The sequence below is a fragment of the Streptomyces sp. NPDC086023 genome, from assembly GCF_044540325.1.
Taxonomy (GTDB): Bacteria; Actinomycetota; Actinomycetes; order Streptomycetales; family Streptomycetaceae; genus Streptomyces.
Genome location: NZ_JBITRX010000007.1, coordinates 286,016 through 311,197, shown reverse-complemented (window position 1 = coordinate 311,197; position 25,182 = coordinate 286,016). Strand labels below are relative to the sequence as shown.

Sequence of the window (25,182 nt, the reverse complement as noted above, 5' to 3'; positions counted from 1 at the left end):
TCTCTCAGGTGGACGGCAGGAGGAGGCGGTCGGCTGAGGCCGGGAGGGGGGTGTTGTGGAGGGCGCGGAGGCGGGCGTACGGGCGGGTGTCGCCGGAGAGGACGGCGCCCAGGAGGGTTTCGGACTCCGGGTCGAGGGTGAGCTTGGCGTAGCTGCCGGTGGTGTGGCAGTGGCGGCTGAACTCCACCGCGCCCGGCTCGCGCGCGTGGACGTCGCCGAAGCCGGCCACCTCGACGCCGAGGACCTTCAGGCGGGCGGAGAGGTCGCCGCCCGGGAAGGCGGCTTCCGGGTCGCCGGTGAGCTGGGCGGCGACGGCCTCGGCCATGCGCTGCCCGGGGGCGACCATGCCGTAGCAGCGGCCCTCCACGGCCGCGCACTCGCCGACGGCCCAGATGCCGGGGGCGGAGGTGCGGCAGTGGAGGTCGGTGAGGATGCCGCCGCGTTCGGCGCGGGCCAGCCCTGCGGCCGCTGCGAGCTCGTCGCGGGGGCGGACCCCGGCCGCGAAGACGACCAGGTCGGCGGGGATGCGGCCGGAGTCGAGGTCGACGCCGGCCGGGTCCACGGAGAGCAGCGAGGCCCCGCAGCGCACCTCGACGCCGAGAGCGGTGATCTGGCGGGCGAGCGCTGCTCCGCCGCCCTCGTCCACCTGGAGGGCCATCAGCCACGGCGCGCGTTCGACGACGTGCACGCGCATGCCGAGGTCGCGCAGGGCCGCGGCCGCCTCCAGGCCGAGAAGCCCGCCGCCGACCACGACGGCGGGCCGGCCCGGGCGGGCGGCGGCGCGGATGGCGCGTACGTCGTCGACCGTGCGGAACACGTGGCAGGTCGGCGCGTCGTGCCCGGGTACGGGCGGTACGAAGGGCCGTGAGCCGGTGGCCAGGACCAGCGCGTCGTACCGGATCGCCTCACCCGTGGCGGTGGTGACCGTGCGGGCCGCCGGGTCGAGATGGGTGGCGGTGGTGGCGAGGCGGAGGGTCGCCGCGCCGGGTTCCGGGGCGGGGAGGGCGAGTTCGTCCGGGTCGCGGCCGGTGGCGCAGGTGGTGAGGGCGATCCGGTCGTACGCGGGGCGGTCCTCCTCCCCGAGCACGGTGATCCGCCACTCGCCCGCGCCGTCCCGGGCGCGGGTCTCGGCCACCAGGTGGTGGCCGGTCATTCCGTAGCCGACGACGACCAGGTGCCGGGTCATTTCGCTCCGTTGCTGGTGAGGGTGGAACAGAACGCGCGGACGTCCTCGGCGCAGCCGCCGCAGCCGGTGCCGGCGCGGGTGCGGGTGCCGGCCGCGTGGGCGGCGGCGAGGTGCCGGCCGGTGACGTTGTTGCAGTGGCAGATCACGTCGTCGAGCGGGTCGGTGGTACGGGGGAGCACCGCGGGTGCGCCGAGGAGCAGGGCCAGCAGGTCCCGGGGCGCGGGGGCGCCGGATTCGTGGAGGCGGGTGAGGGCGGCCGCGCCGTGCGGGAGGCCCACGGTGACCGCCCCGGCCACCCGCCCCTCCCGCAGCGCCACTTCGGCGTGGCGGTGCCGTGCCGGGTCGCTGAAGGTGACGGTCTCGTGGGCGCCGTCGAGCGTCCCGAGGCGGAGTACGTCGGCCTCGGGTGCCCGGAGGCGGAGCAGGCCGGGGGTGGCGGCGTGCCGGTGTTCCCGTGGGGGAGCGGGGTGGGTGGTGCTGGTGGTGCCGGACGTGGTGGTGCTGGTCCTGGTGGGATCGGCGGCGCGGTCGGCAGGGTCGGCGCCGGTGGCGCGGTCGCCCGGAGTGGTGCCGGGGGCGTGATCGGCGGTGGTGCCGGCGGGGGCGTGGCTCGGCCCGCCCCCGGCGTGGAGGGCCGCGGTCAGGGCCGACGCGAGTGCGTCCGCCTGCCGGAGGACGGCGTCGAAGCCGGGGGCCGTGTCGGTCGGCAGGGGGGCGGTGGGGCTCGTGCCCGGTGCGGGCGTGCGCGCCGGGGTGCCGGGGGCGGCCGTCGCCGCGGCAGGTGCCGGCTGCGGGGTGGCCGGGTCCGCGGGTCCGGGTGCGGGCGACGCGGTGGTTCGGTGCGCCCGTACGGCTTCCCGCCGCGCTGCTGCGGGTCCGGCCGCCGTCGGCGTGGCCGCGGGCCCGGCCGCGGGGGCCGGTGCTGCCGACGTGGCCGCGGGGCCGGCCGCGCGTGCCCGGGTGGTGCCGGCGGCCTCGTACGCGCGCCGTAGCGCCGTGAACTCCCGCGGAGCGACGGGCTCGGCGCAGGTGCCCAGGGACCAGACGTGCGGGTCGGGAGTGCGGAGGGAGGGGTCCACCAGGACGCCGGTGGCCGTGGGGAGGCCGGCGGCGCCGGCGAGGGCGGTGTCGGGGGACGCTCCGGTGCACGGCAGCAGCACGTCGGCGGGCAGCATCGTGCCGTCGGCCAGCAGCACCTTGCCCGGCGTGAACTCGGCCGCCTCGGCGTCCAGGTGCAGGGAGACGCCGGCTGCGGTCAGCCGTCCGGCCAGTGCGGCTCCCGCGCGGGCGCCCAGGTGGCGGTCCAGCGGCCAGGGGCCCCGATGGACCAGCGCGACCTCGCGGCCCGCCCGCCGCAGGGCGAAGGCGGCCTCGACCGCCAGCGGGCCCCCGCCCAGCACCACCGCCGCGCCCTCCGGCAGTGCCGCGCAGGCCGCCGCGGTACGGGGCACCACGACGCCCGGCCCGTCGATGCCCGGCAGCTCCGGCAGCCGGGGCACCGTGCCCGTGGCCAGCACCAGCTGCGCGTACGGCACCTCCGTACCGTCGGCGCACCGCACGACTCGGCGTGCGAGGTCGAGGCCGGTCACCCGTACCCCGGCCCGCGTGCCCGGCACCGGCGGCAGTTCAAGCGCCGCCGCCGGCAGGGCGCCGGACAGCACGCCGACCAGCAGCGGCCGGTGGTACGCGGCCTCCTCGCCCAGCACGGTCACGGCGGCCCCGCGGGCCACCAGCCGCTCGGCCACCGCCCGCCCGGCCGTACCGTTCCCGACGACCACCACTCCGGGCGCGGTCATGGCGCACCCGCCTTTCCGGTGGCCCCCGACTCCGTCCGCCCCCGGGGCGCCGTCGAAGTCGAACCCGCCCTGGACGCAGGCGAGTTCGGGTTTGACGCCGAACTGCCGCTGTAGTGGCCCGAGTTGGCGGTGAATGCCGAACGAGGGTCGAGAGAGCCCGAGTTCGTGATCCTGCTTGAACGTGGGGAGTCGGCAGTCGAGTTCAGCGCCAGGCGCGAACAGGTGTCAGTGGGCGTTGAGTTGGCGGGCGAGCCTGAAGCGGCGCCGTCGGCAGCGGAGTTCGGAGCCGCCCCCGAGCCGCCCGCCTCCCCCGCCGGAGCGATCCGTACCGCGCACACCTTGAACTCCGGCATCCGGCTGCGCGGGTCCAGGGCCGGGTTCGTGAAGAGGTTCGCGCTCGCTTCGCCCGGCCAGTGGAAGGGCAGGAAGACCGTGTCGGTGCGCAGGGCGCCGTCGTAGCGGACCCGCGCCACCGCGCAGCCACGCGGCGAGGACACCCGCGCGAGGGACCCGTCGCCCAGACCGGCGCGTTCGGCGGTGTCGGGGTGGACCTCCAGGTACGGCTCGCCCGCGGCGGCGACCAGTTCCGGCACCCGGCGGGTCTGCGCACCGGACTGGTACTGGGCCAGGACGCGGCCCGTGGTCCCGTACAACGGGTATTCCGCCGACGGCATTTCCGCGCTGTCCCGGTGGTCCACCGCCGCGAAACGGGCCCGGCCGTCGGGGTGGGCGAAGGCGTCCAGGAAGAGCCGGGGCGTGCCGTCGCCGCCCTCGGGGCAGGGCCAGTGCAGCACCTCGCCCGCGTCCAGCCGCTCCCAGGTCACCCCGGAGTAGTCCGCGATGCCCCCGCGCGTGGCCTCGCGCAGCTCCGCGAAGACCTCCCGCGGGCAGGACGGGAAGCCGGTCGCCCCTAGGCGTGAGGCCAGGCCCGCCAGCACCTCCAGGTCGGTCCGCACGCCCGGCGGCGGGGAGAGCAGCCGCCGCCTGCGCAGTACCCTGCCCTCCAGGCTGGTCATCGTGCCCTCCTCCTCGGCCCACTGCGCAACCGGCAGCACGACGTGCGCCATCCGGGCCGTCTCCGAGGGCACGAAGTCGGCCACCACCAGCAGGTCCAGGGCCGCCAGCCGGTCCCGGATCCGGCCCGCGTGGGGCGCGGACACGACCGGGTTGGAGCCGAACACCAGCAGTCCCCGCGGTCCTCCCTCGGTGCCGAGCGCGTCGAGCAGCTCGTACGCGCTGCGCCCGGGGCCCGGCAACGAGTCCGCCGGCACGCCCCACACCCGCGCCACGTGCTCACGGGCGGCCGGGTCGGTGATCATCCGGTATCCGGGCAACTGGTCGGCCTTCTGGCCGAGTTCGCGGCCCCCCTGGCCGTTGCCCTGGCCGGTGAGGCAGCCGTGGCCGCCGCCCTCGCGGCCGGGCAGCCCCAGTACGAGGGCCAGGTTGACGAAGGCGGCGACCGTGTCGGAGCCCTTGCTGTGCTGCTCCGCGCCGCGCCCGGTCAGCACGTACGCGCGCTCCGCCCCGGCCAGCATCCGGACGGCCTCGCGGAGCTGGGCCGCGGGCACGCCCGTGACGCGCTCGGTGCGTTCGGGCCACCAGGCCGCGGCGCGCTGCCAGGCGGCCTCGAAGCCGGTGGTGCGCCGCTCGACGTACGCCCGGTCGGCCAGCCCCTCGGCCACGGCGACGTGCAGCAGCCCGAGGGCGAGCGCCAGGTCGGTGCCGGGCGCGGGCTGGAGGTGGAGTGCGGCCTGACCTGCGGTGCGGGTGCGCCGCGGGTCGATGACGATCAGGTCTGGGTGCTCCAGGTGCCGCATCAGCGGCGGCATGGTCTCGGCCGGGTTGCCGCCCGCGATCAGGACGACGTCGGCGGTGCCGAGGTCGGTGACGGGGAACGGCAGGCCGCGGTCGGCGCCGAAGGCCGCGTTGGCGGCGGCCGCGGCGGAGGACATGCAGAAGCGGCCGTTGTAGTCGATCTGGCTGGTGCCGAGGGCGACTCGGGCGAACTTCCCCAGCTGGTAGGCCTTTTCGTTGGTGAGGGAGCCGCCGCCGAAGACGGCCGCGGCGTCCCTCCCGTACCGGTCCTGGATCCGGCGCAGGCCGTCGGCGACGGTGTCGAGCGCCTCGTCCCAGGTGGCGGGGCGGCCGTGGACCAGGGGCGTGCGCAGCCGGTCGGCGACGCCCAGCACCTCGGGCGCGGTCCAGCCCTTCTGGCACAGGCCGCCCCGGTTGACGGGGAAGTCCTCGCGGGGCCGGACGGTGACGCCGTGTTCGTCCCCGCCGCCCCCGCCGCCCCCGCCGCCCCCGCCGCCCCCGTCCCACTCCAGCACCGTCCCGCACTGGAGGGCGCAGTACGGGCAGTGCGTGTCGACACGGGCCGTGGGCACCCCGAGGCCCCCGGCCGTGGGCACTCCAGCACCCCGGGCCGTACGCACCTCCGACCCCCCGGCCGTACGCACCTCAGACACCTGCGCCGCTCCGCACCCGGGCGGCCGGCCCGGCCGCGGACGACGTGGCCGCGGACGACGTGGCCGGGTCCTCGCCGTGTCCCGGACCGCGCCGCAGGTACACCGCGCGCACCAGCAGCATGCACAGGCCGTAGTACGCGAGGAACACGGCGAAGGCGGCGGTGCCGGAGCCCCAGGTGCCGTACGCGGTGCGGAAGGCGAAGTTGATGCCCACGCCGCCGAGGGCGCCGACGGCTCCGGCGATGCCGATGACGGCGCCGGACAGGCGACGGGAGCGCGTGAAGGCGGCGGCGGCGTCGTGCCCGGCGGCCACGGCGCGCTCGGCCTCGGCCGCGTGCACGGCGGGGATCATCTTGTACGTCGAGCCGTTGCCCAGCCCGCTCAGTACGAACAGCACGGTGAAGGCACCGATGAACAGCCCGAAGGAGCCGCGCGCCGACGCGGCGAGCAGCACCGCGGTGCCCGCGGCCATGGCGAGGAAGTTCCAGAACGTCACGCGGGCGCCGCCGAACCGGTCGGCGAGCCGGCCGCCGACGGGCCGGGAGAGCGAGCCGAGCAGCGGGCCGAGGAAGGTGGCCGAGGCGGCCTCCAGCGCGGTGGAGCCGAACTGGCTCTGCAACACCAGGCCGAAGGCGAAGCCGTAGCCGATGAAGGAGCCGAAGGTGCCGATGTAGAGGGCGGAGATCCACCAGGTGTGGGGGTGGGCGGCCGCCTCGCGGAGGGCGCCCTTCTCGGTCCGTACGCTCGCCAGGTTGTCCATCCTGAGCGCGGCCAGCACGGCCGCGAGGGCGATCAGCGGGAGGTAGACGGCGGCGACGTACGAGGGGTGGGTGTCGCCGGCGGTCGCGATGACCAGCAGGCCGAGCAGCTGGACGACGGCCACGCCGAGGTTGCCGCCGCCCGCGTTGAGGCCGAGGGCCCAGCCCTGGTGGCGCAGCGGGTAGAAGGCGGTGATGTTGGTCATCGAGGAGGCGAAGTTGCCGCCGCCGACGCCCGCGAGGGCGCCGACGAGCAGGAACACCCACAGCGGGGTGCCGGGGCGCTGGACGAAGTACGCGGCGAGGCCGGCCGGCACGAGCAGCACGCCGGAGGCGAACACCGTCCAGTTGCGGCCGCCGAACCGGGCGACGGCGCTGCTGTACGGCAGCCGCAGCACCGCGCCGACCAGGGTGGGGGTGATGACGAGGAGGAACTTCTCCGACTTGGTGAAGTCGAAGCCGATCTCCGGGGACATGAAGAGCACGAGGACGGACCACATGCTCCACACGGAGAAGCCGATGTGCTCGGAGAGCACGGAGAGCCAGAGGTTGCGGCGGGCGACGCGGCGGCCGGTGCGCTCCCAGAAGACCGGGTCCTCCGGGTCCCACTCGGTGATCCACCGTCCGCGGTGGCGGCCGTTGTGCACGTTCATCGGGTCCCTTCCGAAGTCTCCGGGGTCCTGCCCTATCCGTGTTCTCTGCGGTGCTCGCCGCCGAGCGGGCTGCCGTGCTCGCTGCCGTGCGGACTGCCGTGCTCGCCGCCGTGCTCGCCGCCGAGCGGGCTGCCGTGCTCTCCGCCGTGCTCCCTGCGGTTCAGCGCGCGGTCGACCAGGAGGCCGGCGGCGCCCGTGTACCGGGCCGGGTCGCACAGTTCGGCCCGTTCGGCCGGGGTGAGCCGGCCGGCCAGCTCGGGGGCCTCGGCGAGCGGGCCCGGGTGGGCGGAGGCGGCGGTGAGCAGCCGTTTGGCGGCGGCCTTGCCGAGCTCCGGGGTGAGCCGGGCGGCCAGCCGTTCGGAGACGATCTGGCCGCGGGTGAGGGCGAGGTTGGCCCGCATCCGCTCCTCGTCCACGGCCAGCCCCTCGGCCAGTTCGACCGCGGTGTGCGCGGCCCCGCCGGCGAGCCGCAGGCACTCGCGCAGCAGCAGCCACTCGGCGTGCCAGGCCCCGCCGGACCGCTCGTCCTCCGCCAGCAGGCACTGCGTGAGCCCGGCGGCCAGCGGCGGCACCTGGATCGCGGCGCTGCGCAGCAGGGTGGCGAGTACGGGGTTGCGCTTGTGCGGCATGGCGGAGGAACCGCCCCGGCCGGCCGGGCCGGGCTCGCTGACCTCGCCGGTCTCGGTCCTGGCCAGGCCCTGCACGTCCACGGCGATCTTGCCGAGGGCGCCGGCGGTGAAGGCGAGGGCCGCACCGAGGTCGGCGAGCGGGGTGCGCAGGGTGTGCCAGGGCAGTACGGGCCGGGCGAGGCCGGTCTCGTCGGCGAAGGCGTCCACCAGGTCGTCGAGGTACCGCTCGCGGTCGAAGCCGGGGCCGAAGTCGAGTTCGGCGTACTCCAGGTAGCCGGCGAGGGTGCCGGCGGCGCCGCCGAGGGAGACCGGCAGTCCGGTCTCCAGTACCGCGGACAGCCGGTGCTCGGCGTCGAGGACCAGCTCCCGCCAGCCGGCGGCCTTGAGGCCGAAGGTGGTCGGGACGGCCTGCATGGCGAGGGTGCGGCCGGCGACGGGGGTGTCGCGGTGGTCGCGGGCCAGCTCCGCGAGGGCGGCGGCGGTCCGGCGCAGGTCGGCGCGGACCAGCCGCAGGGCCCGCCGGGCCACCAGCATGGCGCCGGTGTCGAAGACGTCCTGGCTGGTGGAGCCGCGGTGGACGAAGTCGGCGGCCGCCGGGTCGCGGCGGGCGACCTCGGCGGTGAGCGCGGCGACCAGGCCGACCACGGGGTTGGCGGTCTCGCGGGCGGCCAGCGCCAGGGCCCGTACGTCGTACAGGTCGGGGTCGGCGGCGGCGGTGATCACCTCGGCGGCCGTGGGCGGCAGGGTGCCGAGGCGGGCCTGGGCCCGGGCGAGGGCCGCCTCGGCGCCGAGCATGGCGGCGAACCACGCCCGGTCGTCGGTGGCGGCCTCGACCGGCGTCCCGGCCCGGACGGGGGACAGCAGACCGGCGTCGACGGGAACCCGCCCGCCGCCCGACCGCCCCCCGTCCGACGGGGAACCCCCGGCAAGGGGCGCCCCGGCCGGTGCGAAGCCCTCCGCAGAGGGCCCCCCGGCCCGCGGGGAACCCCCGGCAAGGGGTTCCCCGCCCGCCGGGAGTCCGCCCCGCGGCGGCCCTCCGGCAAGCGGGCCGGTCACACGATCACCCCGGTCAGCGCCGCGTCGGAGACGACCGGCCGCACCCCGGCGGGCACCTGCGTGGCCGGCGGCAACGCCAGGGCGGCGCCGGCGATGGCGTCGGAGTCGCCGAGGGTCACGGAGTCCACGCCCGGGCGGATGCCGGCGGCGGTGACCCAGTGCACGGCCTCGGTCGGGACGCCGTACGCGAAGCGCCGCGGGTGGGCCTGGCCGCGCCCGTCGATCAGGTGGTACGGCCGCTCGGTGACGGCGAGGCCACCGGTCTCGTACGAGGTGCCGTGCGTGCCCGCGATCCGGTACGGGGCCGCCTGGTCGGTGTTGAGCAGGTGCTGGAGCAGCGGGTCGGCGGTGCGGCGGATGTCCGGTTCCGGCAGGCGCGCCTCGATGAGGGCGGTGGAGCGGATCGCCTCGCCGGGGACCTCCGTGGACTCGGCGACGTACTGCTTGGCGGCGGTGTCGATGCGGACGACGGTGCCCGGGCCGGTGACGGTGAGCACCCCGGCCTCGATCAGCGCGATCATCTCCTCGATGCGGGAGGCCGGCGGGCCGATCGAGAGGAAGGCGTTGAGCGGCGTGTACCAGCCCTCCAGGTCGTCGCGGTGGGAGTTGCCCTCCAGGCCGCCGTGGTCGACGGCGAGGCGGATCTCGTTCCGCAGGTCGCGCATGACGTCGAGGGCGGCCTTGAGGGGCCCGCTGACGTTGCCCTCCTTGGCGGCCTCGACGTCCGCGGCGAGGTGCTCGACCAGCCAGGCGTGGAACTCGGCGCGGCTGGTGAACTTCCGGTCGCCGTAGGGGCGGGAGAGCCGCTCCCAGTCCCACCGGTCCGCCTCGCCGATGCCGTACTCGGTGAGCAGGCCGCCGGCGTCGACGCCGTGCGGGAAGGCGAGGTACCGGCGGGTGAACCGCTCGCGGTCCTCGTCGCCGAGGCCGCGGGCGGCGAGCAGGGTCGCGTAGTAGACGGACTCGACCTCGCGGGAGATCACCGGCCACAGGTCGGCGGAGAAGTTGACCGGGACGCCGCCCTCGGCGCGCTCGCGCAGCCCGGAGATGAACTCGGCGGTGAGCAGGCGGGGGAAGTAGCGGCCGTCGGTGCCCTTCTCGTTCTCGCCGCGGGCGTGGTACGGGACGCCGCGCCGCGAGAAGGCGTACAGCTTCGGCTCGCGTCCGGAGGGAAGGTAGCCCAGCGTGCCGTCCGCGCGCCGCTCGTACGTGCCGCCGCGGCCGGCGGTGAACAGCGCCATGTGGTCGAAGAAGTTGAGGCCGAGGCCGCGCAGCAGGACCGGCTGTCCGGGCTCGATGGTGCTGAGGTCCACGTCGGCCGGGTTGCCGGGGGTGACGTAGGTCAGGTGGTGGATGCGCGAGAGGCTCGCGGTGCGCTCCTCGCGGACCGAGAGGCGGGCCGGGACGTGGCCGAGGGCGAGCACGATGCCGTCGAGATTGTCGAGGCGGGTGCCGTTGTCCAGGCGGACGCCCTGGGGGCCGCCGGGGATGCCCTGGGTGTCGGCGATCGCGACGGCGCGGGCGCGGTGGACCTCGACGGTGACGTGCGCGGGGGCGCCGGCGACCAGGCGCCGGAAGCTGTCGCGCAGGTACTCGCCGTAGAAGGCGCGCGAGGGGTAGGTGTTGGGGCCGAGGGAGCGGGCCTCGGCGAGGGTCTCCTCGGAGTGCTCGCCGTCGGTGCCGAGCAGGGCGAGGGAGCGGGCCCACTCGTAGAGGCTGGGGCCGGGCTCGATCGGGCCGTCGATCCTGGAGCTGGCGTCGGTGTAGACGGTGATCTGCGAGCTGACGGTGTTCATCAGCAGGTGCCGGGACTGCTCGGTGCGCCACACGGCGCCGGCGCCGGGCGCGGCCGGGTCGACGACGTGCAGCGTCACGGAGGCGTGGCGGGGGGTGTGCCGCTCGCGGGCGAGGAGCCGCTCGATGACGGAGAGGCCGCGCGGGCCGGCGCCCACGACGCACAGTTCGGCATGGTTCTCGGTGGACGCGGTCATGCGGTGGCTCCGATCGGGCTGGTGGCGGGACGGGTGAGGGCGGCGCGGGTGGGCGCCGTCCCCGTGAGGGAGTCGCGCAGCGGGTCGCGTACGCCGTGCATCCAGGTGACGTGGTCGGTCAGCTCGGCCGGGGTGAGGGACTCCAGCAGCGTGTTGCGTGACGCCGCAGCCTGGCCGGAGGGATGCCAGAGGGCGGTGGACCAGCGGGCAGCGAGCTGGATGCGGGCGGTGCGCTCGCGGCGCAGGGCGGTGTACTCCTCGAAGCGGGCGGCGAAGGAACCGGCCGGGCAGTCGAGCAGTTCGCCGAGCACGACGGCGTCCTCCAGGGCCTGGCAGGCGCCCTGGGCGGCGTAGTGGAGCATCGGGTGGGCGGCGTCGCCGAGGAGGGCGACGCGGCCGTCGGTCCAGGTGTCGGCCGGGTCGCGGTCGACGAGCATCCAGGTCCTCCAGTCGCGGCCGAGTGCGAGGAGCCGGCGGGCGGTGTCGCCGAGGCCCGCGAACTCCCCGAGCACGGTGGCCTCGTCGACCGGGCGGCCGGCGAACGCCTCGGTGCCCCCGTCGTCCTTGCTGGCGGCCAGGTTGAGGTGGCGGCCGCCGGCGATCGGGTAGTGCACGAGGTGGCAGTGGGGACCCGCCCACCAGGCGACGGCACGGTCCGTGTGCGCCAGTTCGCGGAGCTCCGCCGGCACCTCGTCCATCGGGATGACGGCCCGGTAGACGGTGATCCCGGAGATCCGGGGGGCGCCGTCGCCGACGAGCTGGGCGCGGATCGCGGAGTTGATCCCGTCGGCGCCGATGACGGCGTCGGCGGTGAGCTGCCCGCCGTCCTTCAGGAGGACGGTGGCGTCGTGCGGGGTCTGGCCGTAGCCGGTGACCTCGCAGTCGCCGCGCAGCTCGACGCGCTCGTCGGCCAGGCAGCGCTCCAGGAGGATGCGGTGGAGTTCGGCGCGGTGGACGACGGCGTACGGGTTGCCGAACCGCTCCCGGTACTCCTCGGTGAGCGGCAGGCTGGTGACGTGGCGCCCGGAGACGCCGTCCATGAACCGGAGTTCGTCCATGCGGACGGTGATGGCGCGGGTCTCCTCGCCGACGCCGAGCCGGTCGAGGGCGTGCAGGCCGTTGGGTGCGAGCTGGATGCCCGCGCCGATCTCGGCGAACTCCGGGGCGCGTTCGAGGACGAGGACCCGGTGGCCCTGCGCGCTCACGCTGAGGGCGGCGGCGAGTCCGCCGATGCCGCCGCCCACGATGATGATCCTTGACATGTGGTCTCCGGGCAGCGGTCAGGCGCCCACGGGGAGGCGGTCGGCGAGCAGCCGGGCCAGCTCCAGGCGCTTGATCTTGGTGGTGGCGGTCTGCGGCAGCTCGTCCAGGCGCATGTGCACCGGCTCGGCCATCGGGTTGAGCAGGGACGCGGCCGACTGCCAGCGGACGGCGTCCAGCGGCTCGTCGTTCCTGGTGCAGACGATGGGGGTGGCACGGCCGTCGGGGCCGGGGATGATGATGACCTCGGTCAGCTCGTCGAGCCGGCCGAAGAGGGTGTCCTCGGCGGCGAGCGTGGAGCCGAAGTCCTCGATGAGGTCGACCTCGCGGTCCAGCAGGTGCACGCAGCCCCACCTGGTGCGGTAGCCGACGTCGCCCATGCGCCACCAGCCGCCCTCGGAGAGCTGCTTGTCGTAGCGCTGCTGCTCGCCGAGGTAGGTGACGATCCGGCCGTCGCTGCGGACCTCGATGTAGCCGGGGTTGTCCGCGGAGGGCGGGTTGCCGTCGCGGCTGACCACGCGGACGTCCGTCATGCCGGGGAAGGGGACGCCCACGCAGCGGCCGTCCTCGTCCTCGCCGCGGCGGCGGGAGAAGGCGCGCACCACGGCCGGGCCGACCTCGCTCTGGCCGTACAGCTGGCCGAAGAGCGCGCCGCGGCGGCGGGTGGCGGCGAGCAGGGTGCGCACGGTGCGCGGGTGGATCGCGTCGAAGGTGGAGCTGAAGAGCTTCACGTTGGACAGCGGGCCGCGCGGGTCGTCCGCCAGCTCCTCCCACTCCATGAAGGAGTTGGGGTGGGCCTCCAGCACGCCGGGCTTGAGGCGGGCGAAGAGGTCGGCGACGTGCGCGGGCTCGGAGTCGCGCAGCACGACGATCGGGAAGCCGCGCAGGAGCGAGATCGCCAGGGCGGTGAAGAGCCGCGAGTGGACGAAGGAGACGTGCAGCGCGATCGTCTCGCGGCCGGGCAGCACCGGGCGGACGGCGGTCGCCTGCGGCAGGTAGCGGGCCTGGAGGCTGCGGCCGGTGTGGACCGCGAGCTTCGGGGTGCCGGTGGTGCCGGAGGTGTGGGTGATGAGGGTCGGGTGGTCCGGCGGCATGGTGACCGGCGGGATGCGCCGTACGCCGGCCAGCGAGGCGAGGGCGGTGGCCTGCTCGTGGTCGCCGGAGGTGAGGAGCACGCGCTCGGCCAGCGCGAAGACCTCCTCGGGCAGCTCCGTGTCCAGCTTGGTCCGGTCGGTGACCAGGAAGGGCTGCTCGGTACGGCGGACCAGCTCGGCGGCGGTGGCGCCGTCGAGCTGCGGGGAGAGCAGCACCGGGACCGCGCCGACGCGGGCGGCGGCGCAGGCCATGAGGGTGATGTCGAAGCCGTCGGTCTTGTAGACGACGACGCGTGTGCCGGGGCGGACGCCGACGGCCCACAGCCGGGAGGCGAGGTCGTCCACGGCGTCGGCGGCCTCGGCGATGGTGGCGCGGCGGCCGAGCTGCGGGGCGGTGTCGAGGTCGTGGTCGAGGATCAGGACGTTCGAGGGGTGCCGGGAAGCAGCTCGCTCGAAGAGGGTTCCCAGGCGGATTCCACGATTTCCTATGCGCTGCAGAAGCATATGGCCAATCTCGTCTTTGGGTACGGGAATCCGGTCGGGGAAACCGCGACTCCACTGCGTGGGATGGTGGGGAGGGGCGCCGGAATTCCGGCAGGCTTCCGCCCTCCGGGAATTCCCTTTCCCGCTCCCGGCGGGCAGGGGAATTCCCGGAGCCGGTCAGTTCTCCTCGACGACGTCCTTGATGCGGGCGAGCGTGGCACCGAGGTCGCCCTCGACCTTCGCCCCCCACTCGGTGAAGAACTGCTGCCTGCGCTCGGCGCTCATCTCCGCCGTGATGCCCTTGATGCCCTCGGTGGCGGAGCCCATCCGGAAGTGGTGGGTGAGGCGGGAGCCGGTGCCCTCGGGGGCGATGGCGAAGCCCCAGACGCTCTCCTGCCTGCGGCCGGCGCTGTCGCGCATGGCCCAGTCGAAGGTCCGGCCGGGCTCGGCGGCCACGACCTCGGACTCGGTGAACCAGGTGCCGCGCACGACGGGCGCCCAGCCGACCACGTCGTCGGCGCGCAGGTTCTCGCCGCGGAAGACCGAGCCGACGGTACGGGGCTCACCGCTGATCCATGCGCCGCCGACGCATTCCGGGCTCCATTCGCCACTGCGGCCGAGATCGCTGACGACGGCGTAGACCTCTTCCGGGGCCGCGTCGACGTGGAGCGAGGCGCTGAGTTCGAAGAGCGGGGTTTCGGTGTGTGTCGTCTGAGCCATGGCCGAGAGCTTGCTGAGCGTCGCGGCGGAGGGTCAAAGGATGCCCGGGAGGTCCGTCAAGTCCCCTGTTCGGATGCGGGGTTGACGGTACCGGAATGCGTCAGGTGGGGCGGTGCCGGGATATCGGGGACCGAACGATTCCGGAATTCCGGCGGCTCGGGTCGGGCCCGCGGTCCAGCCCGCCGCGGGAAGTCGTACGCGGCCCGCGGTCCAGCCCGCCGCGGGAAGTCGTACGCGGCCCGCGGTCCAGCCCGCCGCGGGGAGGTCGTACGGGGTGGGTGGGTCAGCCCGCCGCGGGCAGCTCGTACGCGAAGTGGAAGGCGGCCACGGACATCCGCTGCCGGTGGTAGAAGCGGTGCGCCCCGCGGTTGACCACCCCCGAGTCCAGCTCGATGCGCACGCAGCCGGCCGCCCGCGCCCGGCGCTCCAGCTCACCGAAGAGCGCCGCGCCGAAACCGCCCCCGCGCAGCGCCGGACCGGTGACCAGGTCGTCGACGAACAGCACCCGGCCCCGGCTGGTGGCCAGCACGCGGTGGCCGGCCACCCCCACGGCCTCGCCGCCGCTCAGGCCCACGGTGAACACCAGGCCCTGCCCCGCGGCCTCCCGGGCGAAGTCGGTGAAGGAGTCGTCCGTCAGGGCCGGACGGAGGTTCCGGTAGAGGGTCCGGACCGGCCCGTCGAGCAGGGCGGATCCCGGTTCTGCGTCAGTGAATTCCAGTTCCACCCGGCACACCGTACGGAAGGAAGCCCGCCGGCGTCAGCGAGAGTTGACAGACTGGCCGGCCCCAGGGTGCCGGGCCGTCGGGGCCCCGCCAGACTCCCGTGGTATGCGTGCTGCCTTCATCGAAGACCTCGGGACCCCGGACGCCATCCGGTACGGCGAACTCCCCGACCCGCTTCCCGGGCCGACCGACGTCCTGGTGCGCGTCACGGCCACCACGGTGAACCCGGTGGACACCTTCGTCCGCTCCGGCCTCTACCGCACCCCGCTGGGCTTCCCGTTCGTGATCAGCCGCGACCTCGTCGGCACCGTCGTCGAGGCCGGCCCGGGCGCCGCCGGCTTCCGTCCCGGCGACCGGGTGTGGAGCAACAGCCTCGGCCACGCGGGCCGTCAGGGACCGGCCGCCGAACTGGCCGTGGTCCCCGGCGACCGGCTCTACCGGCTGCCCGAGGGCGCCGACCCCCACGAGGCCGTCGCCGTGGTCCACCCGGCCGCGACCGCCTACCTCGGCCTCTTCACCCACGGCGACCTGCGCGCCGGCGAGACCGTCCTGGTCGCCGGTGCCGCCGGCAACGTCGGCTCCGCCATGACCGTCATGGCCGTCGAGGCCGGCGCCCGCGTCATCGCCACCGCCCGCGCCGAGGACGCCGAGTACGTGCGCTCGCTCGGCGCCCACGAGGTGCTCGACTACCGCGACCCCGCGGCCGCCGAGGCCCACGCAGGGCGCATCGACCTGCACCTCGACACCTCCGGCCGCAACGACCTGGCCGCCGCCGTCGCACTCCTCGCCCCCCGCGGCCGCATCGTGCTGCTCGCGGGCGCCCGCACCGAGCCCGTACTGCCCGCCGGAGCCCTGTACATGAAGGACGGCTCGGTCCGCGGCTTCGTCATCTCCGGCGCCACCGCCGCCGAACTCGCCGAGGCCGCCGCGGCCATCAACCGGCTGCTCGCCGCCGGCACCCTGCGCCCCCGCTCCGTCGAGCGGCTGCCGCTCAGCGCCGCCGCCGACGTGCACCGGCGCATCGAGCAGGGCGGGCTGCACGGCCGCCGCGCCCTGCTGCTGCCCTCCCTGGACGCCTGACCACCCGAGGGGAGCGGCCCCATGACCTGCGCCGACCTGTCCGAAACCCCGGACGTGCTGCGGCAGCTCACCGACGAGGGGGTCACCCCCTGGCTGGAGGGCATCGGCCGGGCCGGGCTGGACGGCGGCCAGCTCCGGAGGCTGGCCGGGCGCACCGGTGTCCAGGGGCTGCTCTGCGACCTGGGCGCGCTCGTCCAGGGCCTCCGCGAGACCGGCGCGTACGCGGCCCAGCTCGCCGAACTCGCCGCACGGGGCATCCCCGCCCGGACCGCGCTGGAGGAACTGCTCGTCCACGACGCCCGGCGCGCCTGCGACGCGCTGCTGCCCCTGTACCGCGCCACCGACGGAGCGCAGGGCCTCGTCGCCGTCCCGCTCGCGCCGTGGCACGGCGGTGTCGACGGCACCGTCGAGGCGGCCCACCGCACGGTGCTCGCGGTGGACCGCCCCAATGTCGTCGTCGTCCTGCCGGCCACGGAGGAGGGGCTCGCGGCCTCCGAACGCTGCCTCGGCGCCGGCCTCGGCGTGCACACCGGCCCCGTCTTCGGCCCCGACGGCTACACCGCGCTCGTCCAGGCCTGGTTCTCCGGCCTCGAACGCGCCCGGGCCCGCGGCCTCGACCTGCGCGCCATCGCGTCCTTCGCCTCGGTCCGCGTCCAGGACCTCGGCGCCACCGCCGTCGGCCTCGCCCGGCTGCTGTACGAGTGTTACGAGGCCGCCCTCGGCGCACCCCGCTGGCACGACCTCGTACGGGCCGGGGCCCGCCCGCAGCGCCTGATGTGGACCGGTCTCGGGGACGGCGGCGCCGTCGAGCGGCTGGTCGGCTGGGGGACCGGCATGGCCCTCTCCCTGCCGGCGCTGGCGCGGGTCGCCCGCAGCACGCGGCTGCGCGGCGACACCCTCAGCGGTACGGGCCCCAGGATCGGCCGCCTGCCGTCGCGCGGCGGCACCGCCCCGGCCACCGCAGCCGCCCTCGCGGCCGCGCACACCCGGGCCGCCCTCGCCCTCTGGTCGCGCGCGGTGCGGCTGGTGACCCGGGAGCTGGCCGCGGGGGAGCCCGTACCTCCGGGGGGCGCGGGGGGTCCCGCAACGGCCGGGGCCGCGCAGGACCCCGTACGGGACGGCGCCGCGCAGAACTCCGTACGGGACGGCGCCGCGCAGGACCCCGTACGGGACGGCGCCGCGCAGGACCCCGTGTCGCCGGGAACCGCATCGGGCCCCGGACGACCCGCGGCGTCCCTCAGAGGTGTCCCCGCCCCCGCAGCGGGACCGTGCGGCGCGGCACCGGCTTCGGCAGCGGCATCGGCACCACCGCCTCCGCCACGGTGATCTCGAACAGCATGTGCTCCACCGTCTCCGCCCCCTCCCTGATCCGGCGGCTGCGCAGCACGCGCAGCTCCCGCCCGCAGGAGTCCGCCATGTTCCACAGCCCCGGCACGTCGCCGCGGTCGCTGAAGTGCAGCAGCGCCGAGCCGCCCGGCTCCGTCCACAGCGGGGCCTCGCGCAGGTAGCGCAGGTGCGCCGCGTAGCCCGGGTCCACGTAGGCCCGCTCGTGCACGTGCCGGTACGTGTAGTCCGCCGGGGCCAGCACGAAGTTCGAGTGCCAGTAGACGGTGGAGAAGCGCTCGCCCGGCGTCAGGCCCTCGAAGAGGTCGCCCTGCACCGCGCGCAGCCGGTCCGAGACGCCGTGCCGCTCCGCGTTCAGCGCGGTGTTCCGCACCGCCTGGGGGCTGATGTCCGAGCCGACGACCCGCTCGCAGCCGGCCAGCGCCGCGGACACGGCGATCACGCCCGTACCGCTGCCGATCTCCAGGAAGGAGCCCGCACGCGGCACCTCCAGGTCGTCGTCGAAGCCGAGCAGCTTCATCGCCACGTCCGTGGACCGGGAGTGGGATGGCGCGAACACGTCGGGCAGCAGGTCCCATTCCCGCCCCCGCAGGGCGAATGTGCCGGGCCGGTCCCCGCTCGCGCGCGACAGCCTGCTGCGCTCCAGCGAGCGGCGGTAGTCGCTGATGTGTGACATGGCGTTCCCCCGGTTACGGAGCCTTGTGCGGACAGCTGTGGACAGGCAGGGGGGAGCACCCCCCCCCGGTGCCTGTGACCGCCACACTCCCCGCCCCGGGAGGCGCGCGGGAAGGTGACCCGGTGACACATATCCGCCCCCCGGTGGTGGTCCGGCCACCGCTCGACCCGCTGGTCAGGAGCCCGCTTGACCCGTGGATCACAGGAACCTAGGTTCAATCACCGTGGCTTGATTCCGCTGACGGGGAGGGAGGGGAATCGCCATGGCCGACGACGAATCCGCGGGGGGCGGTGCGCTCGCCGTGCTGGAACTCCTGGCCCAGGAGGCGCCGGGGAGCCGGTTCGAGGACCTGCTGCACGAGGCCCGCCGGTCCGGCGCGGCCCCGGAGGAGCTGGAGGAACTGTCCCGGGCCGTCGAGCTGGCCCGGTCCGTACGGGACAGCGCCGGCCGGCGCAGACAGCGGGAGGCCGCGCTGGCGGCGCTCGTCGACACCGCGCACGACCTGACGTCCCCGTACGACATCGACGGGCTGCTGCGGGTCATCACGCGGCGCGCGCGCAGACTGCTCGACTTCGACATGGCGTACGTGAGCTTCAACCGGCCGGACGGGTCGGCGTACGTCCGTACCTCCGAGGGCGAGACCACCGCCCTCAACGTCGGCCTCGAACTGGGCGACGGGCAGGGGCTCGGCAGCCTCGCGCAGGCCCGCAAGGCGCCGGTCTGGAGCGCCGACTACCTGGCCGACGACACCATCCCGCACGCCCCCGGCATCGACGAGGTGGTGCGGGCCGAGGGCCTGCACGCGATCATCGCGGTGCCGCTGCGCCACGGGGACACCACGCTGGGCGCGCTGTACGGCGCCGAGCGGAAGGTCCGGCACTTCACGCCGGACGAGATCGGGGTGCTGCTCTCGCTGGCCGACCTGGCCGCGGTGGCCATCGAGAAGGCGCGGCTGCTGGAGCAGACCCGCGACGAGGTGACCGAGCTGGAACGCTTCGGCTCGCGCACCAACACCGCGCTGACCAGGGTCCGTTACCTGTGGGAGTGCCACGCGCGGATGGCCGGCCTGGTGCTCGACGGCGCCGGCCTGGGCACCCTGGCCCGGGCCATCGCGGACGCGCTGGACGGCGTACTGGAGGTACGGGACCCCGGCGGCCGGCAGCTCACCGTGACCGGTGTCTTCCCGCCGGGCTGCCTGGCCGAGGAAACGATCACTCGGGCGGTGCTCCAGGCCCAGACCGACCGGCGGCCGGTCGCGGCCGACGGGGGCGCGTGGGTGGCGCCGGTCCTGGCGGGTGCGGAGGACCTCGGCGTGCTGGTGCTCAGCCCGTCGGCGCCGCTCACCGACGAGGACGTACGGCTGCTCCAGCTCGCGGGCCAGTCGGTGGCCTCCCTGATGCTGATCCAGCGCGGCACGGCGGCCGCCGAGGGCCCCGTGCACGACGAGCTGCTCCAGGACCTGCTGGACCGCCCGCAGGGCTCCGACCTGCACCTGCGCGAGCGCACCCGGCGGCTGGGGATCGACCTCGACACCCCGCACGTGATCGTGGTGGCCCGGCCGGAGGGCGGGGAGCTGGGCAAGGCGGTGGCGTGGGCGTCCTCGTACGCGTACCGGATGTCCGGCCTGAAGAGCGTGCGCCGCGGCTGCATCGTGCTGATGCTGCCGGGCACCGACGCCTCGGCCGCCGGCCACCAGGTCTCCGCGGAACTGTCGCCGCTGCTGGGCCACCCCGTCTCGACGGGGGCGGCCGGGCCGGCGGAGGGCGCGTCCTCGATGGCGGGCGTGTACGAGGAGGCCGTCCGCTGCCTGGACGCGCTGACGGCGCTGGACGGCGTGGGTGGCACGGCATCGCTGCGCGAACTCGGCTTCCTCGGACTGCTGTTGTCGGCCGACCACGACGTGGACGCCTTCATCGGCCGGACGATCGGGCCGGTCCTGGAGTACGACGCGGGCCGCTTCACGGAGCTGACGCGGACGCTGGACGCGTACTTCGACTCGGGCGGCAGCCCGACGCACGCGGCCGATTCGCTGCACGTGCACCCGAACACGGTGTCGCGGCGCCTGGAGCGGATCGCGGAACTGCTGGGCCCGGACTGGCAGAAGCCGGCGGCGGCCCTGGAGATCCAGATGGCCCTCCGCCTCCGCAAGGCCCGCACGTCCCTCCGCCGCCGCGTCCCGTAGCCCGGTCCCCCGTGCCGGGTGCGGTCCGTTGCCGGGGGCGGTCCGTTGCCGGGTGCCGGTCCCGTGCCGGGTGCCGGCGCCGTTACCGGGTGCCGGTCCCGTGCCGGGTGCGGCGCCGTGCGTGCTGCGGGCCGTTGCCGCTGCGCGGAGCCGTTCCCCCACCCCGCCCTCCCCCCAGACTTCGTCCGGGGGGACCCCCATCCCGAAACTCGGGGCGGAGCCCCCGAAGGGGTCCGGGGGCGGAGCCCCGGGAAACGGAGAAAGGGCGGGTAGGGGACATGCCCCGCAGGGCAACGCACCCGCACCCGGCAACGCACCCGCACCCGGCAACGCACCCGCACCCGGCACGGGACCGGCACCCGGCACGGGACCGGTACCGGGCCTAGGCCAGGGCCGCCCGCGCGTACGCCGGCACCGCCAGCCGCCCGGCACCGGCCGAACCGGCACCACCCCAGCCGGCGCCGGCCGAACCGGCAGCACCCCAGCCGGCCCCGGCCGAACCGGCACCGGCCGAGCCCGCCCCAGCGGAAAGGCACCGCGCCGCATGCGCCACGGAGGCCATCGTCACGTGCCGGTGCCACCCCGGAAGCGACCGCCCGGCGAAATCCCGCAGCCCGACCTCCTGCACGCTCTGCGTCGAGGCCACCGCCACCCGCCGCGCCTGCTTCGTCAGCCGCAGCAACGGCGCCGCAGGCATCCGCACCAGGTCCGTGACCCACAGCTGCGACGGCAGCCGGCGCGGGTCCGTCCACTCGCCCAGCAGCAGCAGGTGCCGCCGCCGTGCCGGGGACGGGTCAGGCATCATCACCCGCACCGCGGCCACCAGCGAGTTCCGCCGCATCCCCGGGTGCACCGGGTCGGGCCACTCCACCGGCGCCCGCAACCCCTTCACGGACTGGAGGATGTCCCGCGCGGCCAGCGTCCCCGCCCCGTGACCCGGCAGCGCCGGATCCGTCACCAGCAGCCGGGTGGACGGGCTGATCCGGGCGATCACCGGCAGCCGCGCCTCCGCGAAACGGTTCATCGTCGACCGCGTGCCGATGTCCCGGATATCCATGATCACCGGCCGCGGCGGCATCCCGCACTGCCGGACCGTGTCCAGCACACCGGTCGTCGCGCACTCCTCGTACGACTCGCCGGGCACCGGACCCGAGCCGGGCACCGACGCCCCGTCACCACCACCACCGGCGGCCTGCGCCTCGTACGCCGCCGCCTCGCCCTCCTCCCCCTGCTCCGGCAGGAAGAGCCGCCACCCGACCGGCGTGATCACGTCGGCCGAGGTGAACCAGATCCCGAAGGCCTGCTGGCCCCGGAACATCTGCCCCTGGTGCGGGTCGAAGCGGTGCCCCACCCCCACCGAGTGGTCCCCGCCCTTCGGGATGGCCATCGGCTGGGCCACCCACGCGGTCAGCGGCGTGGAGGACTCCAGGTAGCGGGAGAGCGCCGTACGGATCGGCTGCCAGTCCCAGGTCGAGCTGGAGATGAAGTGGTGCAGGCTCTGCTCGGCGGCCGGGCCGCCGATCTGGGCCGCGATGTTGCGGATCGACTTGCGGCCGCGCGTGGCCAGCAGCCCCCGTACGTACTGCCGCCCCTTCTCACGCTGGTCCCGGCGCCGCAGCGAGGTGAAGACCGTGGAGCACAGGTCCTCGGTCACCTCGGCGACGTGGTCCCGGTGGAGCCGGGCCGGGCCTCGCCCCGCCTGCGCCCCCACGACGGACAGTTCCTTCCTGACAACGGTGTTCACGCCATGCCCCCTCTGGCTGAGTCGGTTGCCTTCCCACCGTCGTTCCGGGGGCGGTCCCGCGGGGAGGTGCGCCGGGCACCTGGCTCGGGCGCCGGGTGGTGGGGTGCCCACCACCCCCGTCGCGGAAAGGGGCCGCGAGGTGACGGACCGGGGGCGGGAGGTGACGTTCTCGCCACGGGGCGTGAGGCGGATGGTGGCCGGACGTGCACGATGGGGCGCCATGACCGCCGCCCCGCTCTCCCCGCCCGCCCCGCTCTCCCCGCCCGCCCCGTTCACCGCGCCCGCCGCCTCCTGGGACGGCCGGCGCCTCGACCTCGACGCGTACCTCCGCCGGATCGGGTACGACGGCGACCTCGCCCCCACGCTCGCCGTGCTGCGGGCCCTGTCGCGGGCGCACGTCACCTCCGTCCCGTTCGAGACCGTGGACATCGCGCTCGGCCGGACCCTCTCCCTCGACCTGGCCGACCTCCAGGACAAGCTGGTCCACCGCCGCCGGGGCGGCTACTGCTACGAGCACGCCCTGCTCTTCGCCGCCGCCCTGGAGCGCATCGGCTTCGGCGTCACCGGGCTCTGCTCGCGCGTGCGCACCGGCGCCGCCGGCGTCCGGCCCGCCACCCACGCGCTGCTGCGGGTCGAGACCGCCGAGACCGCCGACACCGGGCGGGCCTGGATCTGCGACCCCGGCTTCGGCCGCAGCCCGCTGGAGCCGCTGGAGCTGGCCGACGGCGCCACGAGCATGGACGGCTGGGGCTTCCGGCTGCGCCGCGAGGCGACCGGGCTGGGCCGGGGGGTGTACGCGCTCCGGGCGCGCGGCCCCGAGGGATGGTTCGACCTGCACGCCTTCACGACGGACGAGCGGCACCCGTCGGACTGGCTGGTCGCCAGCCACTTCATGTCGACGCACCGCCGCTCGCCGTTCGCCGTACGGCTGGTAGCCCAGCGGATGGCCCCCGACCGGCACCTCTTCCTCGACAGCACCGTCCTGACCACCGTGACGCCGGACGGTACGGCGACCGAGCGGCGCTTCGCGCCGGCCGAGGTGCCGGACCTGCTGGAGGAGGTGTTCGGGCTGGAACTGTCGTACCCGGACCGGGCGCAGATCGTCAGCCGGGCCGCCATCGCCCTGCCGGGCGAGGCGCCGTACCGGGACCGCCTGCCGGCACCCCCGGCGGCCCTCCCGCGCACCTGACCCGGGTCCCTGACGGTCTGACACCAGAGCCGGGACCCGACCCGCCGGCCGGGATCTGACACACCGGGCGGGCGCCGATTGTGCCCCGCTCGCCCCGGCCCGGACCATCGGCCTGTGAATCGAAGCGGAACCCCTCGTACCGGCAGCATGCGCTCCCACTCCCCCCTCGCCACACTGATGGAGGGGGTACGGGCCGACGTCGTGGTCCGCCAGCTGGCGGTGCCCTTCAGCGATCTGCGCGAGCGGGTCTCGACGGCCTGCCGGCCGGTCGACGCCGGCGCCGTCCTGCGCGGGCCGGACGGGGTACGGGTGATCGGCGAGGTCAAGCGGGCCGACCCGGCCCGGGGCCCGCTGGCCGACGTACCCGACCCGGGCGCGCTGGCCGCCGCGTACGTGGCGGGCGGCGCGGCGGCGGTGAGCGTGGTGACCGAGCAGCGCCGGCACCGCGGCGCGCAGCGGGACTTCGACGCCGTACGGGCCACGGTGGACGTACCCGTCATGCTGCGGGACTTCGTGGTGACGGAATACCAGGTCTGGGAGGCCCGGGCGCGCCGGGCCGACCTGCTGCCGCTGATGGCGGCCGCCCTGCCGGGCCGGAAGCTCGAACGCTTCCTCCACCTGGCCGAGGACATCGGCCTCACCCCGGTCGTCGAGGTGCACACGGAGGAACAGGTGACCCGCGCCCTGGCCGCGGACGCCCGGATCATCGCGATCGACGCCCGCGACCCGCACACCCTGGCCCTGGACCCGGACGCCTTCGCGAAGCTCTCCGCGCCGGTCCCGCCCCACGTCATCCGCATCGCCCAGTCGGGCATCACCACCCCGGCCGACGCGACCACCCTGAGGGAAGCCGGCGCCGACACCCTCCTCGTGGGCGCAGCCCTGGGCACCTCCCCCTCCCCGGCGGCCCTGGTGACGTCGCTGGCGGAGGTGTCCGGCGCCGCAGCCGGCGAGAGCTAGGAGCGCTTCAGCTCCGCGTACGCCTCTTCGCTGCTGTCCTTCAGGAACTGCCAGCAGCGCTCGTACTCGTCCTGCTCCTTGATCTCGCCGGCGGCGCGGGCCAGGGCGGCGAGGCAGCGGAGGAAACCACGGTTGGGCCGGTGCTCCCACGGGACGGGCCCGTGCCCCTTCCACCCGGCGCGGCGCAGGGCGTCCAGCCCGCGGTGGTAGCCGGTGCGGGCGTACGCGTACGACTCGACCACGCGTCCGGCCTCGAAGGCGTCGTCGGCGAGCATCGCCCAGGCGAGCGAGAACGTCGGGTACGCCGCGGCCACCTCGGCGGGGGCTTTGGACTCCTCACCCAGCAGGCGGTACGCCTCTACGTTCTCCGGCAGCAGCGTCGGCTCGGGCCCGCCGAGCAGGTTCTTGTGCGTCGTCATGCCAGCAGTCTGCCACCCCGCCTCCTGACGGCCCGTCGCACGGCGCGGGGCCGCTTGATCCGGGGATTGATTCACGCCATGACCAGAGCCGGAATTGGCCAGTGCTGGAGAAATGTCGGATTGGCAATGCATTGCGCCGATTATTTCATTGCACTTCTTTGATCGTTCACCTACAGTCCCGGATCGTTGGTGTGAGGCAGGGGGTCTTCATTCTTCTCGTGTGCGCCATTGTCGAGGGATTGTGTCTTTCCTCTGTGTTCTGTAGGTGATTCGCAGATCGAAGGAAACATACGTGAGTTTTCTCAATTCGGGCGCTGTGCGTCGTCCTGGTTCGGCGCTGCTGGGTGCCGCAGCGATGGTCGGGCTGATCGCTTCGCCGGCTCAGGCGTCTGGCAGCTGGGATTCCTACATCTACGCGGCAGGCCCGCTCTTCGAGTCGCGCCGCTGGTACCAGGGGTCCCTTGATGGAGGAACCACCATCAAGTTCACCGGCTGTCGTGGTGATGGTGATGTCAGCGTGACGCTCGCGAAGGCGCTGGACTTCCAGCCCGACCCTTACTACTCAACGGCGAATTTCACCTACTGCTTCACCAGCAGCAGCGCCACATCCACTGGTAACTGGAGCGATCACGGAGCCGGTGACTACTACTTCGTGCTCGATGTCGGGCTCATCGGAACTCGTACGTCCGTCGACAAGGTCGTCGTTTCCTGGTAAACCAGCCCACTCCGGACCGTACTGCAATGCAGTGCGGTCCGGGTCCGTTCCGGCGAT

The 25,182-nt window shown here is 75.1% G+C and carries 19 protein-coding genes; 6 read left to right on the top strand and 13 right to left on the bottom strand.

Annotated features, from left to right (window positions below; all coding sequences use genetic code 11):
• Positions 1 to 4 precede the first annotated feature (4 nt).
• From ACIF6F_RS17025 to ACIF6F_RS16980, 10 genes are all read right to left on the bottom strand, one after another.
• Entirely contained in the window at positions 5 to 1,186 is a 1,182-nt protein-coding gene (locus ACIF6F_RS17025; protein ID WP_399947184.1) for an NAD(P)/FAD-dependent oxidoreductase, read from the bottom strand.
• Complete coding sequence (locus tag ACIF6F_RS17020) at positions 1,183 to 2,982, bottom strand: FAD-dependent oxidoreductase (protein ID WP_399947182.1); 1,800 nt, start codon at positions 2,980 to 2,982, stop codon at positions 1,183 to 1,185. The genes ACIF6F_RS17025 and ACIF6F_RS17020 overlap by 4 nt, the downstream gene beginning before the upstream one ends.
• Complete coding sequence (locus ACIF6F_RS17015; protein WP_399947180.1) at positions 2,979 to 5,369, bottom strand: molybdopterin-dependent oxidoreductase; 2,391 nt, start codon at positions 5,367 to 5,369, stop codon at positions 2,979 to 2,981. Before ACIF6F_RS17015 ends, ACIF6F_RS17020 begins: the two co-directional genes overlap by 4 nt.
• Positions 5,370 to 5,442: 73 nt before the next feature.
• Entirely contained in the window at positions 5,443 to 6,861 is a 1,419-nt protein-coding gene (locus ACIF6F_RS17010) for an MFS transporter (RefSeq protein WP_399947178.1), read from the bottom strand.
• Positions 6,862 to 6,893: 32 nt separating this feature from the next.
• Positions 6,894 to 8,354: a 3-carboxy-cis,cis-muconate cycloisomerase gene (pcaB, locus tag ACIF6F_RS17005; RefSeq protein WP_399947274.1), complete on the bottom strand. Its 1,461-nt coding sequence runs from the start codon at positions 8,352 to 8,354 to the stop codon at positions 6,894 to 6,896.
• Between the two features lie 188 nt (positions 8,355 to 8,542).
• Positions 8,543 to 10,537, bottom strand: a complete 1,995-nt coding sequence (locus tag ACIF6F_RS17000) for an FAD/NAD(P)-binding protein (protein WP_399947177.1) — start codon at positions 10,535 to 10,537, stop codon at positions 8,543 to 8,545.
• Positions 10,534 to 11,799 (bottom strand): FAD-dependent monooxygenase, encoded by a 1,266-nt coding sequence (locus ACIF6F_RS16995; RefSeq protein ID WP_399947175.1) that lies wholly within the window; start codon positions 11,797 to 11,799, stop codon positions 10,534 to 10,536. Before ACIF6F_RS16995 ends, ACIF6F_RS17000 begins: the two co-directional genes overlap by 4 nt.
• Before the next feature lie 18 nt (positions 11,800 to 11,817).
• Complete coding sequence (locus tag ACIF6F_RS16990) at positions 11,818 to 13,395, bottom strand: class I adenylate-forming enzyme family protein (protein WP_399947173.1); 1,578 nt, start codon at positions 13,393 to 13,395, stop codon at positions 11,818 to 11,820.
• Between the two features lie 156 nt (positions 13,396 to 13,551).
• The gene (locus ACIF6F_RS16985; RefSeq protein WP_399947171.1) at positions 13,552 to 14,094 is read right to left on the bottom strand and encodes an SRPBCC family protein; all 543 of its coding nucleotides are present in this window, start codon (positions 14,092 to 14,094) and stop codon (positions 13,552 to 13,554) included.
• 283 nt (positions 14,095 to 14,377) lie between these two features.
• Complete coding sequence (locus ACIF6F_RS16980) at positions 14,378 to 14,818, bottom strand: GNAT family N-acetyltransferase (protein WP_399947169.1); 441 nt, start codon at positions 14,816 to 14,818, stop codon at positions 14,378 to 14,380.
• Between the two features lie 103 nt (positions 14,819 to 14,921).
• Between ACIF6F_RS16980 and ACIF6F_RS16975 the strand changes: the two genes are divergently transcribed.
• Positions 14,922 to 15,896, top strand: a complete 975-nt coding sequence (locus ACIF6F_RS16975) for an NADPH:quinone reductase (RefSeq protein WP_399947167.1) — start codon at positions 14,922 to 14,924, stop codon at positions 15,894 to 15,896.
• A gap of 21 nt (positions 15,897 to 15,917) precedes the next feature.
• Positions 15,918 to 17,222: a transaldolase family protein gene (locus ACIF6F_RS16970; RefSeq protein ID WP_399947165.1), complete on the top strand. Its 1,305-nt coding sequence runs from the start codon at positions 15,918 to 15,920 to the stop codon at positions 17,220 to 17,222.
• Here the strand turns inward: ACIF6F_RS16970 and ACIF6F_RS16965 are convergent.
• Positions 17,134 to 17,916, bottom strand: coding sequence for a 50S ribosomal protein L11 methyltransferase (locus ACIF6F_RS16965; RefSeq protein ID WP_399947163.1), 783 nt, complete (start codon positions 17,914 to 17,916; stop codon positions 17,134 to 17,136). The two genes, ACIF6F_RS16970 and ACIF6F_RS16965, sit on opposite strands and share 89 nt — an antisense overlap.
• 262 nt (positions 17,917 to 18,178) lie before the next feature.
• Here ACIF6F_RS16965 and ACIF6F_RS16960 point away from each other — a divergent pair, with 262 nt between their 5' ends.
• Positions 18,179 to 20,098 carry a helix-turn-helix domain-containing protein gene (locus tag ACIF6F_RS16960; RefSeq protein WP_399947161.1) on the top strand — a complete coding sequence of 640 codons (1,920 nt, stop codon included), beginning with the start codon at positions 18,179 to 18,181 and terminating at the stop codon, positions 20,096 to 20,098.
• A 382-nt stretch (positions 20,099 to 20,480) separates the two neighbouring features.
• Here the strand turns inward: ACIF6F_RS16960 and ACIF6F_RS16955 are convergent, their stop codons facing one another.
• Positions 20,481 to 21,842 (bottom strand): IS701 family transposase, encoded by a 1,362-nt coding sequence (locus tag ACIF6F_RS16955; protein ID WP_399947159.1) that lies wholly within the window; start codon positions 21,840 to 21,842, stop codon positions 20,481 to 20,483.
• A gap of 220 nt (positions 21,843 to 22,062) precedes the next feature.
• Between ACIF6F_RS16955 and ACIF6F_RS16950 the strand changes: the two genes are divergently transcribed.
• Both ACIF6F_RS16950 and ACIF6F_RS16945 read left to right on the top strand, forming a co-directional pair.
• Positions 22,063 to 23,031, top strand: coding sequence for an arylamine N-acetyltransferase (locus ACIF6F_RS16950; RefSeq protein WP_399947157.1), 969 nt, complete (start codon positions 22,063 to 22,065; stop codon positions 23,029 to 23,031).
• Positions 23,032 to 23,145: 114 nt separating this feature from the next.
• Positions 23,146 to 23,991, top strand: coding sequence for an indole-3-glycerol-phosphate synthase (locus ACIF6F_RS16945; protein WP_399947155.1), 846 nt, complete (start codon positions 23,146 to 23,148; stop codon positions 23,989 to 23,991).
• Here the strand turns inward: ACIF6F_RS16945 and ACIF6F_RS16940 are convergent.
• On the bottom strand, positions 23,988 to 24,410 hold the full coding sequence (locus ACIF6F_RS16940) for a DUF3151 domain-containing protein (RefSeq protein ID WP_399947154.1): 423 nt from the start codon (positions 24,408 to 24,410) through the stop codon (positions 23,988 to 23,990). The genes ACIF6F_RS16945 and ACIF6F_RS16940 overlap by 4 nt on opposite strands.
• A gap of 292 nt (positions 24,411 to 24,702) precedes the next feature.
• On the opposite strand from ACIF6F_RS16940, the gene ACIF6F_RS16935 reads away from it, so the two are divergent.
• Positions 24,703 to 25,125 carry a hypothetical protein gene (locus ACIF6F_RS16935; protein ID WP_399947152.1) on the top strand — a complete coding sequence of 141 codons (423 nt, stop codon included), beginning with the start codon at positions 24,703 to 24,705 and terminating at the stop codon, positions 25,123 to 25,125.
• The last annotated feature ends 57 nt before the right edge of the window (positions 25,126 to 25,182 follow it).

What these genes read in the sequence shown, in the direction of transcription:
- ACIF6F_RS17025 (WP_399947184.1), bottom strand. Translation starts at nt 1,186, where the DNA reads ATGACCCGGCACCTGGTCGTCGTCGGCTACGGAATGACCGGCCACCAC.
- ACIF6F_RS17020 (WP_399947182.1), bottom strand. Translation starts at nt 2,982, where the DNA reads ATGACCGCGCCCGGAGTGGTGGTCGTCGGGAACGGTACGGCCGGGCGG.
- ACIF6F_RS17010 (WP_399947178.1), bottom strand. Translation starts at nt 6,861, where the DNA reads ATGAACGTGCACAACGGCCGCCACCGCGGACGGTGGATCACCGAGTGG.
- ACIF6F_RS17000 (WP_399947177.1), bottom strand. Translation starts at nt 10,537, where the DNA reads ATGACCGCGTCCACCGAGAACCATGCCGAACTGTGCGTCGTGGGCGCC.
- ACIF6F_RS16995 (WP_399947175.1), bottom strand. Translation starts at nt 11,799, where the DNA reads ATGTCAAGGATCATCATCGTGGGCGGCGGCATCGGCGGACTCGCCGCC.
- ACIF6F_RS16990 (WP_399947173.1), bottom strand. Translation starts at nt 13,395, where the DNA reads ATGCTTCTGCAGCGCATAGGAAATCGTGGAATCCGCCTGGGAACCCTC.
- ACIF6F_RS16985 (WP_399947171.1), bottom strand. Translation starts at nt 14,094, where the DNA reads ATGGCTCAGACGACACACACCGAAACCCCGCTCTTCGAACTCAGCGCC.
- ACIF6F_RS16975 (WP_399947167.1), top strand. Translation starts at nt 14,922, where the DNA reads ATGCGTGCTGCCTTCATCGAAGACCTCGGGACCCCGGACGCCATCCGG.
- ACIF6F_RS16970 (WP_399947165.1), top strand. Translation starts at nt 15,918, where the DNA reads ATGACCTGCGCCGACCTGTCCGAAACCCCGGACGTGCTGCGGCAGCTC.
- ACIF6F_RS16965 (WP_399947163.1), bottom strand. Translation starts at nt 17,916, where the DNA reads ATGTCACACATCAGCGACTACCGCCGCTCGCTGGAGCGCAGCAGGCTG.
- ACIF6F_RS16960 (WP_399947161.1), top strand. Translation starts at nt 18,179, where the DNA reads ATGGCCGACGACGAATCCGCGGGGGGCGGTGCGCTCGCCGTGCTGGAA.
- ACIF6F_RS16950 (WP_399947157.1), top strand. Translation starts at nt 22,063, where the DNA reads ATGACCGCCGCCCCGCTCTCCCCGCCCGCCCCGCTCTCCCCGCCCGCC.
- ACIF6F_RS16940 (WP_399947154.1), bottom strand. Translation starts at nt 24,410, where the DNA reads ATGACGACGCACAAGAACCTGCTCGGCGGGCCCGAGCCGACGCTGCTG.